At 64.9% G+C, this 12601-nt stretch carries 9 protein-coding genes; 5 read left to right on the top strand and 4 right to left on the bottom strand.

Features of this window, described 5'->3' with window-relative positions:
- Window positions 1-35: 35 nt before the first annotated feature.
- A complete protein-coding gene (locus tag U0034_RS24345; protein WP_085229087.1) occupies window positions 36-1046 on the bottom strand; it encodes an LLM class flavin-dependent oxidoreductase in 1011 nt (336 codons plus the stop codon).
- A 317-nt stretch (window positions 1047-1363) separates the two neighbouring features.
- On the opposite strand from U0034_RS24345, the gene U0034_RS24340 reads away from it, so the two are divergent.
- The gene (locus U0034_RS24340) at window positions 1364-3067 is read left to right on the top strand and encodes a purple acid phosphatase family protein (protein ID WP_102622994.1); all 1704 of its coding nucleotides are present in this window, start codon (window positions 1364-1366) and stop codon (window positions 3065-3067) included.
- 194 nt (window positions 3068-3261) lie between these two features.
- Window positions 3262-4143: a YihY/virulence factor BrkB family protein gene (locus tag U0034_RS24335; RefSeq protein ID WP_386092527.1), complete on the top strand. Its 882-nt coding sequence runs from the start codon at window positions 3262-3264 to the stop codon at window positions 4141-4143.
- A 41-nt stretch (window positions 4144-4184) separates the two neighbouring features.
- Here U0034_RS24335 and pdxR read toward each other — a convergent pair whose 3' ends face one another.
- A complete protein-coding gene (gene pdxR / locus U0034_RS24330) occupies window positions 4185-5672 on the bottom strand; it encodes a MocR-like pyridoxine biosynthesis transcription factor PdxR (RefSeq protein ID WP_085229085.1) in 1488 nt (495 codons plus the stop codon).
- 210 nt (window positions 5673-5882) lie between these two features.
- On the opposite strand from pdxR, the gene U0034_RS24325 reads away from it, so the two are divergent.
- Both U0034_RS24325 and U0034_RS24320 read left to right on the top strand, forming a co-directional pair.
- Window positions 5883-6698, top strand: coding sequence for a YggS family pyridoxal phosphate-dependent enzyme (locus tag U0034_RS24325; RefSeq protein ID WP_085229029.1), 816 nt, complete (start codon window positions 5883-5885; stop codon window positions 6696-6698).
- Complete coding sequence (locus U0034_RS24320) at window positions 6695-7411, top strand: glutamine amidotransferase (RefSeq protein ID WP_085229028.1); 717 nt, start codon at window positions 6695-6697, stop codon at window positions 7409-7411. The genes U0034_RS24325 and U0034_RS24320 overlap by 4 nt, the downstream gene beginning before the upstream one ends.
- 82 nt (window positions 7412-7493) lie before the next feature.
- Here the strand turns inward: U0034_RS24320 and U0034_RS24315 are convergent, their stop codons facing one another.
- Together U0034_RS24315 and U0034_RS24310 are read right to left on the bottom strand one after the other, a co-directional pair.
- The gene (locus U0034_RS24315; protein ID WP_085229084.1) at window positions 7494-9557 is read right to left on the bottom strand and encodes a hypothetical protein; all 2064 of its coding nucleotides are present in this window, start codon (window positions 9555-9557) and stop codon (window positions 7494-7496) included.
- A gap of 510 nt (window positions 9558-10067) precedes the next feature.
- Complete coding sequence (locus tag U0034_RS24310) at window positions 10068-11372, bottom strand: NYN domain-containing protein (RefSeq protein ID WP_085229027.1); 1305 nt, start codon at window positions 11370-11372, stop codon at window positions 10068-10070.
- Between the two features lie 294 nt (window positions 11373-11666).
- Here U0034_RS24310 and ppk2 point away from each other — a divergent pair, with 294 nt between their 5' ends.
- Complete coding sequence (gene ppk2, locus U0034_RS24305) at window positions 11667-12593, top strand: polyphosphate kinase 2 (protein ID WP_085229026.1); 927 nt, start codon at window positions 11667-11669, stop codon at window positions 12591-12593.
- Window positions 12594-12601 lie beyond the last annotated feature (8 nt).

The raw sequence follows: 12601 nt of genomic DNA, 5'->3' as shown, positions 1-12601 counted from the left end.
GCCCGACTCTCCAAAAGCGATCGCAGCGACGTTCGTCAGCTCACCGCCGGGGCCGGCGTTGCCGCTATCGCATCCCGCACCTGCGCACCGATCTCGAACGAGCGCAGCCGTGCGGCGTGATCGTAGATCTGCGCCGTCAGGATCAGTTCGTCCGCCTGTGTCTGCGCAATGATCGACTCGAGGGCCGCGCGCACCGTTTCGGGACTGCCGATGGCCGAGCAAGCGAGCGAATGCGAGACGCCGGCCCGCTCGATCTCCGACGCATCGAGCTGCTCCACCGGCGGGGGCAACTGCCCGGGCGTGCCACGCCGCAAAGCGAGGAATTGCTGCTGCAGCGACGTGAAAAGCCGCGCGCCTTCCTCATCGGTCGCGGCCGCAAAGAGGTTCACTCCCACCATCGCATAAGGCTTTGCCAACACCGCCGAAGGCCGGAATTGCGACCGATAGACGTTCAGTGCGGTCAGCAGATAATCGGGCGCAAAATGCGAGGCAAATGCGAACGGCAACCCGAGCCCCGCGGCAAGCTGCGCCGAAAACAGCGACGAACCCAGCAGCCAGATCGGCACATTCAGGCCCGCGCCGGGCACCGCGCGAATCCGCTGGCCGGGCACCGGCTCGGCGAAATACCGCTGCAACTCGGCCACGTCTTCGGGAAAACGCTCGGCGCTCGCATGCAGATCGCGCCGCAAGGCATGGGCAGTCGTCTGATCGGTACCGGGTGCGCGGCCAAGACCGAGATCGATCCGATCGGCATAAAGCGAGGCCAGCGTGCCGAACTGCTCGGCGATCACGAGCGGCGAGTGATTGGGCAGCATGATGCCGCCGGAGCCCACGCGAATCGTTTTCGTGCCGCCCGCGATATGGCCGATCACAACCGACGTGGCCGCGCTCGCGATGCCCGGCATGTTGTGATGCTCGGCGAGCCAGAAGCGTCGATAGCCCCAGTGCTCCGCATGCTGCGCAAGATCGAGAGAATGGCGGAAGGCGTCGGCCGGCGTCTGGCCGGCAGGCACGGGGCAAAGATCGAGTACCGAGAATGGAATCATCGCTGTGACGCGCCGCCCGCCCACGTGAGGGGCGGTGAGCAAAAATGAAAGAAGCCATTGTGCCAAAGCGCCGAATACGCCGCTTGCGACGCAAAAGTAGCCCTGTGAAGCTCAGGGATATCCGCGCAAATCGCCCGGGCGGCTGCTCATTCCTACGCGAATCCGTCGTTTCGATTGGCAATCCGTTTCATGACGCTGCCATGCGGGCGCGGCACACTGCGCGCATCGCCGCGATGCCGTGTTGCAGTAGTGCGCAGGCGAGCTTTCATTTTCCTTTGCCGTTCTTTCCGTCCTTCCCAATACGCGAGAGCCTCGACATGCCCAAGAACAGCTCCCCTGACAACCTCGCCGCCGAATCGGCCGCCACCGCCTCTGCGGCTACCGTTTCGCGCCGCGGCTTTCTCAAGCTCGCCGGGGCGTCCGGTTTCGCAAGCGCGGCCGGTGCGCTGGCCGGCGCGGCCCGCGCCGATTCCACGGCGCCCGATGGCACGCCCGAGCAAATCCATTTGACGTGGGGCGATGACCCGAGGCGAGAGGTCGTCGTCTCGTGGGCGTCGGTCGCGGCATCCGTCAATCCGCGCGTGACCGTTACCACCAGCGGCGGTGGGCACCCGCGTGTCGTGCACGGTGTGCAGCGCACCTATACGGACGGGCTCTCCGGCGTGGTCGTCTTCACCTACCACGCGCGCGTCGACGATCTGCACCCCGGCACCACCTACCGCTACGAAGTGACGGCCGACAACGACAGCCGCGTGGGTTCGCCGTTCAGCGCCACGTTCGCGACGGCCCCGCGCGCTCGCGCGCCGTTTCGTTTCACGAGCTATGGCGACCTCGCCACGCCGAACACCGGCTGGGTGCTCTCGTCGCCGCAAAGCCGATTCGCCGTGGAAGCGGTCGAGCGTTTCCAGCCGCTCTTCCATCTTCTGAACGGCGACCTCTGCTACGCGAACCTGAATCCCACGCATCAAACCGAGGTATGGCGCGATTTCGGCAACAACAATCAGATGTCGGCGGCGAACCGCCCATGGATGCCTTGCCCCGGCAACCACGAGATCGAGTTCCACAATGGGCCGGAGGGGTTCGAGTCGTATCTGGCTCGCTACACGCTGCCCGATAACGGCACCCGGTTCGCGGGCCGTTGGTACAGCTTCCGGGTGGGCTCAGTGCTGTTCGTCTCGCTCGATGCCGACGATGTGGTCTATCAGGACGCCGCGGCGTTCGTCGCCGGCCCCGCGCCACTCGTGCCGGCCGCCAGCACGGGTAACCCGGCCATCGCACCGGGCACGTCGTTTTATGTACGCGGCTACAGCCATGGCGAGCAGACGCGCTGGCTCGAGCGCACGCTGCGCCACGCGGAGCATGACCACGATATCGACTGGATCGTCGTGCAGATGCATCAGGACGCGCTCAGTTCGTCGAAAACGGGCAACGGCTCGGATAAGGGCATTCGCGAAGCATGGCTTCCGCTTTTCGATCGCTACGGCGTCGATCTCGTTTTATGCGGACACGACCATGACTATGAGCGCAGCTATCCCGTGCGCGGATGCAACCACCACGCGGGCATCGATGCCAAAACGGGCGAGCCCGTGGATACGCTGCAGCCGCGTCCGGTGCCGCATGCCGAACGCGGCAGCAACCGCTTCGACACGAGCCACGGCACAGTCCATCTGATCCTCGGCGGCGGCGGTACCAGCGCGCCGCTCGATGTCTATGGTGTCGATATCGGCAACGGCAACCCGCAGGCGAAGGTGTTTACGAAGCCTAACCGCCCGGTACCGGGCGCGACGGAAGGCACTTACCTGCGCAACGGCGCCGATGCGCTCGAGGATGCGATCTGGTCCGCGCAGCGCGATACGGCAACGGGGTACGGCATCGCCGTCTTCGATGTCGACCCGGGCGAGCGCGGCGGACATACGTCTATCACGATGAACTACTATCACGCGCCCGGTGCCGACCAGACGCCCACGGGCAACTACGAGTTGTTCGAAACGGTCACGCTGACGAAACGCCGGCGCGATTGAGCGGCACCATCGATCCGTCGATGATCGGCAACAAGCAATGCGGTGGTGGCGGCGCGCGGCGAACGCATGCGCGCCGCGCAACGGGGCGCACCGGCGCATGACGACCCTTCGAAAAGCGAAGGCATAACGATTGCTGCACGTTCGCCACGGCGCGCATCCCCTTGTGCGCACGGAGGCGAACGACCTTGCACCTCATCCACCTGAAGGCAGCCCTCTTCGAGCACTCCTCCATCCGGCGGTTCATCCACGTCGGAACCGACGCGCTGAAGCGTTTTTCATCGGATCGATGCATGATGATGGGCGCCGGCATCGCGTTCTACTCGGCGTTCTCGCTGGCGCCGACGTTGCTGATCGTGCTCGCCGTCGCGGGCTGGTTTTTCGGCGAGCAAGCGGCAAGGGGGCGGTTGTTCGATCAGGTGAAAGACATCGTCGGCAACGACGCGGCCGGCGCGATGCAGGAGATCGTCACGCACGCCCACCACGCGGCGGGCAGTGGGTTTGCCGCCGTTGCGTCGGTCGCTTTGCTCGTCATCGGTGCATCGGCAACCTTCACGTCGTTGAACACCGCGCTCGATGCGGTATTCGAGGCCGAGGCAGGCGAGGGCGTGCAGGGCCTCAAACTGCTCTTGCGCACGCGGCTCGTATCGTTTGCCCTGGTGCTGGGGCTCGGTTTCCTGCTGGTCGTGTCGCTCGTGCTCGACACGGCGATTCAAATCGTGGCGCATGCGGTGTTCGGCGACAGTCCGCTTGCCGTTACCGCCTCCATTCTTCAATCGCTCGTGGCACTGGCGATTCTCAGCGTCGCCTTCGCCGCGCTCATCAAGTGGCTGCCCGATACGCGTGTGCGATTCGCCCATGCGTTGACGGGCGGGTTCGTCGCCGCGGCGCTGTTCACGATCGGCCGCTATCTGTTCGCGTTTTATCTGACTCACGCCGGTACGGCGAGCGCTTTCGGCGCGGCGGGCTCGCTCGCGGTGCTCATGATGTGGCTGTACTTCTCGTCGGTCGTATTTCTGCTCGGCGCGGAGGTGACAGCGGCGCGGCGGCGGCAGGGCGGCACTCGCAAGCCGCCGTGATGCGGCAGGCGCGCGCGGCTCGCCGCGCGTGAGGCGCGGCATCAGCGGCCCGAGGTACGCAGTATGTCCGCCAGCTTCTTGACGGAGACGCTCAGCTCGTTCGGAGCGTGCGCCGCAAATCCCATGAGGAAGCCGGCCTCGTGTGTGCTCGACGCGTGCAGCGCAGTGAGCCCGAGCAGATCGATGCCGGCGTGGCGCGCGCGCTCGACGATCTCTTGTTCCGCAATATCGCGGATGAGTACGCACGGCATCTGCATGCCGCCGGCCGGCACGCGCGCCGTCACGAAATCGGCCAGATACTCGCGCACGAGCCGCGCCAGCACGTCGCGCCGTTCGGCGTACACGGCGCGCATCGTGCGCACATGCGCACCGAAATGACCACCCTCGATGAAGCGTGCCAGCGTGAGTTGCGGGATCGGCGCACTGTGTCCGTCCAACAGCGTGCGCGCCACCGTCATCGGCGCGACGAGCGGCGGCGGCAGGATCATGTATCCGATTCGCAGGCCGGGAAACAGGGACTTCGTGAACGTGCCGATGTAAATCGTCCGGCCGTGCGTGTCGAGCCCCTGTACGCAGGCGGTGGGTTTGCCTGCATAGTGGAATTCGCTGTCGTAGTCGTCCTCGATGATCCAGGCTTCGTTCTGTCTTGCCCAGTCGATCACGGCCAGCCGGCGGTCCAATGCGAGCGTGGCGCCGCTCGGGAATTGATGCGAAGGCGTGAGAAATACCGCTTTCGCCGATTGCGGGGCATCGCGCAGACGCTCCACGCGCATGCCGTCGGCATCCAGCGGCACCGGCACGCATTCGAGGCCCGCGGCCGCGAATGCCTTGCTCGCCCCGTGGTACATGGGATCTTCGACGAAGATCCTGTCGCCCGGATCGAGCAGCACGGTGGCGCACAATACGAGCGCTTGCTGCGAACTGGTCAGCACGAGCACGCGTTCGGGCGTGGCATGCGCGCCGCGTTCGAGGTTCACATAGTCCGCGATGGCGCGCCGCAACGGCTCCATCCCCTGCGGCGGGCTGTGCAGCAGCGCTTCGGTGCCGTATTCCTTCAACACCTGCCGCTCGAGCCGCTCCCAGGTCTGTAGCGGGAAGCTGCGTGTTTCCGGCACACCCGGGGCGAATGGGCGCGGCGCAAAAAAATCGCGTACGCCGCCGCCCTCGAATAGGGCACTGCCTCGCCGGCTCAGACGCGGCGGTGCGTCGCCAGAGATGCTCAGCCGCTGCGCGGAGCGCGGCCGGGTCAACTGTCGTGCCCGCTCGGACACGAAGCTCCCGCTGCCGACGCGCCGTTCGATGAACCCCTCTGCATGCAATTGGCCGTACGCCGTCTCCACCGTATCGCGGGAAACGCCCAGCGATCGGGCCAGGGCGCGCGACGCAGGCAGACCGTGGCCCGCATCGAGCGCGCCCTCGAGAATCAACTGCCTGATCGCGCGCTGGACGCGCGCGTGGAGTGGGAGTGCGCCATGAGCCGGATCGTCGATCCACGCTTTGACGGACTCGAGCCGCGCATGCTTGAACAATTGGCCGGTGCTCATGCTAAAAATTGGTGGGGCGCATCCGGCCATTCTAAAGCTATAAACGTGCTTTCCCGATGCGCTTCACCGGCCGCTTTTCAGGCGCCCCACTGCCTCGTTGGCTCGTTGCCTCGTTGGCTCATTGGCTGGCGCGTTCGATATCTTCCGCGAGCCGATGAACCGGCGAGCCGCGGCCCGCCAAGGAGTATCCACACGATGCCCGACGTATCAGAAACGGAAACACGGCACGACCAGCACGGCCGCTATCCGCAAGCCACCACGGTCGACGATTTCCGCAGCAATCTCGCCACGGTTCGGGCGCGCATCGATGCGGCCTGCCGGCGCGCCGGGCGCGATCCCGCAATGGTCCGTCTGCTGCCGGTCAGCAAAACCAAGCCCGAAGCGAGCTTGCGGCTGGCATATGCGGCCGGTTGCCGCATGCTCGGCGAAAACAAGGTGCAGGAGGCGTACACGAAATGGGAAGCCATGCAGGACCTGGCCGATCTTCGCTGGTCGGTCATCGGCCACTTGCAGACCAACAAGGCCAAGGTCGTGGCGCGCTTTGCCGCGGAGTTCCAGGCGCTGGATAGTTTGCGCGTGGCGGAGGCGCTCGACCGGCGCCTCCAGATCGAGGGCCGCTCGCTCGATGTATTCGTGCAGGTGAACACGTCCGGCGAGGCGAGCAAATACGGGTTGCCGCCAGACGAAGTGCAGGCATTCGTCGGCAAGCTGCCGGCGTTTTCGGCGCTGCGCGTGCGCGGCCTGATGACGCTCGCGCTGTTTTCGAGCGAGGCCGAACGCGTTCGGCAGTGCTTCGTCCTGCTGCGCAATTTGCGCGACCGGCTCCGACAGTGCACTCCGGACAGTGCGGCGTTGGACGAATTGTCGATGGGCATGTCCGGCGACTTCGAGATCGCCATCGAGGAAGGCGCGACCGTGGTGCGTGTCGGGCAGGCCATCTTCGGCGCGCGCGACATGCCCGATACCTACTACTGGCCAACCGGCCTCGATACAGAGGAGTCGCCATCGTGAAGACAGCCGTTGCCATTCGCCACGTGCACTTCGAGGATCTGGGAACGTTCGAGCCGGTGCTGCAGGCGCGCGGTTACGCCATTCGATATGTCGATGCGGCTCGGGACGAATCGGGTGTGCCCGATGTGCTCGATGCCGATCTGGTTGTGCTGCTCGGCGGCCCCATCGGCGCGTTCGACGACGACACCTACCCTTTCATCGTCGACGAACTTGCGCTTGTGCGGCAGCGGCTTGCGCATCGGCGCCCGACGTTGGGTATCTGCCTGGGCGCGCAACTGATCGCGCGGGCCATGGGGGCGAAGGTCGAACCGATGGGCGTAAAGGAGATCGGGTTTTCGGCGTTGTCGTTGACCGAGGCGGGCCGGGCGTCGCCGTTGGCCGAGCTGGGCGACGTGCCCGTTTTGCACTGGCATGGCGATCGTTTCGATATGCCGGCCGGCGCAGTCCGGCTTGCCGGGACCGCGGTGTGCGACAACCAGGCATTCGCGGTCGGCCACCATGTGTTGGCCTTGCAATGTCATCCGGAGGCCGATCCGCAGGAGATCGAGCACTGGCTCGTGGGGCATGCATGCGAACTGGCTCAGGCACGTGTCGATCCGCGTACCTTGCGCGCCGGCGCCAACGCATTGCGCACGCGCCTGCCGCTGGCGGCCAAGGCGATGTTTTCCGCGTGGCTCGACGGCATCGAAGGGACTGCGACCGGCGCGGCATGACGGCTCGCGGCGGCGTTGCGTCCGCAGTGTCCGTCCCCGCGTCCGTCACGGTTCTCGGCTGGACCCTCCCGCCTGTCGAGCGCTAGCGCGACGCGACTTTGCTCGAACCACCGAGCGCCTGCCACCAGTATCTCCCGGCGCGAATGTTCGGGTCGTTGATGGCGAGGTAGGTCGTGCTCCACAGCTGCGCGGCGTTGGCCTCCGTGGCATCCGCGCTATGCGTGCCGAAGGCTTCGGCCTGATAGGCGCCATTCGCATACGACCACGTCCACATTTCGGATGCGCGCATATCGGACGCATTCGAGATCACCTGCCAGATTCGCGAGCGTGCGTTCGTCAGCAGCGTTCTCACGTCGGCCGTCAGATCCTGGCGCGCCAACTGCCGATCGAGCCCCGCGACCCACATGGCCTGCTGCCAGGACCAGACTACGGTGCCGTGATACGCCGCGTTGGTGAAGAGCGGCCACAGCGACGAACTCGCGTAGGCGGGATTGGCGACGAGCATTCCCGCATCGGTGACGAGCCCCACGGGGAATGTCTGCACGGCAGCCGTAACGATGCGCGTGAGCACGTCGGCCGATGGTGTGCCGAAGAGCAGCGCAAAACCGCCATCCGAGTTCATCACCGGGATCGGATTGCCTTGCTCGTCGAGCGACAGCGCATAGAACGCAGTGGTCGAACTCGGCAGCGTGCCGGCCGGCACACCTGTTTGCGCCGCATACGCTGGGACCGCCGTGGCCGCCTGGGAAGGCGTGGCCGCCACCTCGAACAACGCCGGCGCGGCCGATTCCCACACCGAGGCTTGCTGCGCGGCGTCGGCGAGCGCGGCGCGCTGGTCCGTGCTCAAGTACGGATCGAGCAGGCCGCTGGCGAGAAAGCGGCTCGCGGCGCGCAGCGCGGCCGGAACGAGTACCGCGTTGACGTCGTAGGGATAGACGCCGCCGGCAAGGCCGTTCGTGCTGTCGCGCCAGTTGCCGACGATTTGACCGGAACGCAAATGAATCAGGTTCGAATAGACGCTTTGCTGCGAAAAGGCACGCGCCGTATTCGCCACATGCACGAGATTCGTGACGAAGCGGCTGCCGTTCGTCTGGCCACCGCCTTCCTGCTGCGCGAGATAGGTGGCCGCGCGCGCCGCGCCGCGCGCATCGTCGATGAGCCAGGCCGCCATGATGGGGGCCAGCAGATAGTCGCCGTCGATCATCTTGTAGTCGTAGGTCGGCGTGGCATCGTTGGGGTGGCCGTTGCGCAGGTTGTCGATGACCGCGAATTCGCCGATACCCTCTTCGTGCGCCACGATGCCGTCCGACGACAGGCGGCTCAGCACGGACGTCAAGCCGGCCTCGATGGCCGGCGCCTGGAGTACCGGCATCAGCATGCGCACGGAGATCAGCGTATCGCGGCCGAAGTAGGTGTCGTATTGCCACGAACCTGCCAGCAGTTTGTCCGCATAGCTGAGGAATTCGACCACGTTCTGGCTTTGCGTATCGGGGTTGACTGCTTCGGTGAAAAGATTCGCGTGCGTGATCGGCGTGAGCGGCGTCTCCCCGTTCCACGCGAGCACGCGCAGATGCAGCGTATTGCTGCCGCTCGCGGCTTGCAACGTGAGCGTGCCCGATTGATTCGACGTGACCGTGCCGCCGTTCGTTACCTGCACCGCAAGCGCGTAGCCCGCGGCGCCGTCGGCGCGGTTGCGCTGCCACCGGATCGTATTCCCGTCGATGAGAGGCTGCGTTTGAACCTCGGAAGGGGCGGGATAGCCGCCGTTGTAGTCGCGCAGAAAGCGCACCGAGGTCAGCAAGGCTTGCCGCAGCGTCAACTGACTGACGTTGACCGAGACATCGGCCGAGATGCCGTACAAATTGCGGCCCTGGATGTCGCGATTCATACTCGGCGCGAGCGGCGCATCGAGGCTCCAACTCACCGCTTGCGCGGTATCCTCGAACCAGAGGCCGGTTCCGCTATTACCGGCCGGAAAGATGACGAGCAGTCGGGGCTTCGTCGACGAGCGCATCAATAAATGCGCGGATACATTGCCTTGTCGATAGAACGCATTGGTTTGGCCACCCGAGTCCATCTGGAAGGCAAGCACGGCACCGCTGTTTTGCCCGCTGTCCGAGCCTGAACCGCCCGAGCAGGCGGCCATCAGGCTCGCGAGCCCGATCAGCAGGCAGAAAAGCCGCGTGGAAACGATCGCATTCACGAGTGTCTCCTTGTCTCTCGTTGTATATATCGGGGGCGTCGATTCGCCCGGGCGGCTGTCGTGCGCTGCTGGAGCCCGTTGTATTGGCGACGGCCGCCCTGACGGAGCAATCGCGGTGCCCGATGGGCGCGGTCATGCCCGCGGTTCTTGATGCAGTGAAGTTAAATCGCTAATAAACAAGTAGATAAGCGCGGGTGAATGCGGGGGTATGGCTGAGTCAATGCCGAATTGCGTGCGAAATAAGCGCCCGGGGAGAATGTATTTCGTGCGTTTTCGGCAGTTAATTCTTGTACGAAACGCCCATGCAATGAACGGGAGGTGGTGGGCGCAACGGCATTGGATTGCCGTCGCGCCTCGCGGACCAATCGATTCGCTGCTGCCGCAAGCGGCGCGATAAATGGACCGAGCGGATCGACCGAACGGACCGGTGGGTCCGTTCGACTACGGAAATGACTATTGATCGCTCGCGGGGGTCTTGCGCGGGCGACTGGAGCGCGCCCCCGATTTGCGTGGTGGTTTCGCCGCCGGCGCCTCGGTAACGGGGATGGCAGGCGACGGTTCGTTGCCGCCCATTTCCTCGCTAGGCACCGGTTGCGCAGCAACGCCGGCCTTTTTCCGTGGAGCGGTCTTGCGCGCGCGGCGCGGGGCGGAGGCCGGCGCCGGGGCCTGTAGCGCATCTGCCTGCGCCGCGGTTTCGGCGATCTCGGTCTGCCGCTCGGGCGTCGGCTCGCCGCGCGTTTGCCCGGCAACAATCGCCGGTTCTTGCGGGGCAGGCGGCATTTCTGCAAACAGCGGTGCTTGCTGCGCTGCTTGTTTGCGCGCGCTGCGACCTTTACGGCGATGCTTGCCGTTGGCTTGCTCGCCGACGGCTTCCGGCTCGCGTGCCTCGGCTGCAGGCGGAGTTGCCGACGCCTTCACCGGCTCGACGGGCGGGATCGACGCGGGGGCGGGACGGTAGACGAATGCGCCCGATTTGTCGTCGCGGCCCACTTCGAGCAAGCCGCGCGATTGTGCTTCATCGAGCAGATTGCCGAATGCGCGAAAGCCGTAATACGACTCGTTGAAATCGGGCTTGCGCCGCTTGATCGCGCTTTTCAGTACCGAAGCCCAGATCTTGCCGCTGTCGCCCCGCTCGGAAACGAGGGCCTCGAACGTCTCCACGGCGAGTGCGATGGCCTGCGCCTTGCGCGCCTCCATCTTCGGCTGTTTTTCTTCTTCGGCCGGGCGCTTCGGTGCGTTGGCCGCGTCGCGGGCTTCGCGCTTGGCCATGGCACGCTGCTGTTCGCGCACGAGATCGTCGTAGAAGATGAATTCGTCGCAATTCGCCACGAGCAAGTCGGACGTCGAATTCTTCACGCCCACGCCGATTACTTTCTTCTCGTTTTCGCGCAGTTTCGACACGAGCGGCGAAAAATCCGAGTCTCCGCTGATGATGACGAACGTATCGACGTGCGATTTCGTATAGCAGAGATCGAGTGCATCGACGACGAGGCGGATATCGGCCGAGTTCTTGCCCGATTGCCGCACGTGCGGAATCTCGATCAGTTCGAAGCTCGCTTCGTGCATCGCCGATTTGAAGGTCTTGTAGCGATCCCAGTCGCAATAGGCTTTTTTCACGACGATGCTGCCTTTGAGCAGCAGCCGTTCGAGCACGGGTTTGATGTCGAACTTCTCGTATTTCGCGTCGCGAACGCCGAGCGCGACGTTTTCGAAGTCGCAAAAGAGCGCCATGCTGACGCTGTCATGAGGTGACGCCATGGAATTCTCCGGCCGGTCCGGCCAACGATATAACGGGTGTCGATCTGCGCACATGATAGCCGCTCGCGGCCGGCAAGCCGCAATTCGGTGTGATTCGGCCCGTTCGGCCCGTTCGGCACGCTTGGCCGGCAAGGGCCCGCCCCCGATTCCACCTCGCTCGGCCTCGCTGCGCTTGCCGCTCGCGAGGTCCTTGCTGCCGGCGCCGGTAATACGGCTGACACCGTTCGCCTCGAAAATCGGCGCGCGGCGTGGCGTATGCTGGCGGCACGATGTTTTTCATTTGGGAGAAACGCGATGAAGGAAGAGGACCCGAGGTCCGACGCATATCGGCAGGCCGAGCGGCAGCGCCGGTTCGAGGAGGACCTCATCGACGCCTACGACGAAGAGCTCGAAATGGAGGTGGACGATCGCATGCACGATGGCGCGCTGGGCCTCACGGCCGAGGCGCGCGAGGTCCGCAAGCGCTATTTCCGCGAGCTCTTCCGGCTGCAGGGCGAGCTCGTGAAGCTGCAGGACTGGATCGTCCAGACGGGCCATCGGCTCGTCGTCATCTTCGAAGGCCGTGACGCGGCGGGCAAGGGCGGCGTGATCAAGCGCATCACGCAGCGGCTCAACCCGCGCGTGTGCCGCGTGGCGGCACTGCCGGCGCCGAGCGACCGCGAGCGCACGCAATGGTATTTCCAGCGATACGTGGCCCATTTACCGGCCGGCGGCGAGATGGTGCTGTTCGACCGCAGCTGGTATAACCGCGCCGGTGTCGAGCGCGTGATGGGTTTTTGTTCGGACGACGAGTGCGAGGAGTTCTATCGCTCGGTGCCCGAATTCGAGAAGATGCTCGTGAGAAGCGGCGTTCAGATCCTGAAGTACTGGTTCTCGATTACGGACGAAGAGCAGGAGATCCGCTTTCAGGCGCGCATCGACGATCCGCTCAAGCAGTGGAAGCTGAGCCCGATGGATCTCGAGAGCCGTCGCCGTTGGGAAGCTTATACGCAGGCGAAGGAAGTCATGCTCCAGCGCTCGCACATTCCCGAGGCGCGCTGGTGGGTCGTGCATGCCGTCGACAAGAAACGTGCGCGCCTGAACTGCATTCACCATCTGCTGAGTCAGGTGCCGTACCACGAGGTCGAGCACCCGGTCATTACATTGCCGGAGCGTGTCTACAACGAGGATTACATCCGCCAGCCGGTGCCTGCCGATTTGATGGTGCCCGAAGTCTACTGAGCAACCGG

The sequence above is a fragment of the Trinickia caryophylli genome (assembly GCF_034424545.1).
Taxonomy (GTDB): domain Bacteria; phylum Pseudomonadota; class Gammaproteobacteria; order Burkholderiales; family Burkholderiaceae; genus Trinickia; species Trinickia caryophylli.
The sequence above is the reverse complement of the archived record's forward strand: the minus strand, read 5'-3'. Positions and strand labels throughout refer to the sequence as shown.

Excerpts from the sequence above, each read along its gene's own strand:
- U0034_RS24345 (WP_085229087.1), bottom strand. The coding sequence starts at position 1,046 with ATGATTCCATTCTCGGTACTCGATCTTTGCCCCGTGCCTGCCGGCCAG.
- U0034_RS24340 (WP_102622994.1), top strand. The coding sequence starts at position 1,364 with ATGCCCAAGAACAGCTCCCCTGACAACCTCGCCGCCGAATCGGCCGCC.
- U0034_RS24325 (WP_085229029.1), top strand. The coding sequence starts at position 5,883 with ATGCCCGACGTATCAGAAACGGAAACACGGCACGACCAGCACGGCCGC.
- U0034_RS24315 (WP_085229084.1), bottom strand. The coding sequence starts at position 9,557 with ATGGCCGCCTGCTCGGGCGGTTCAGGCTCGGACAGCGGGCAAAACAGC.
- U0034_RS24310 (WP_085229027.1), bottom strand. The coding sequence starts at position 11,372 with ATGGCGTCACCTCATGACAGCGTCAGCATGGCGCTCTTTTGCGACTTC.
- ppk2 (WP_085229026.1), top strand. The coding sequence starts at position 11,667 with ATGAAGGAAGAGGACCCGAGGTCCGACGCATATCGGCAGGCCGAGCGG.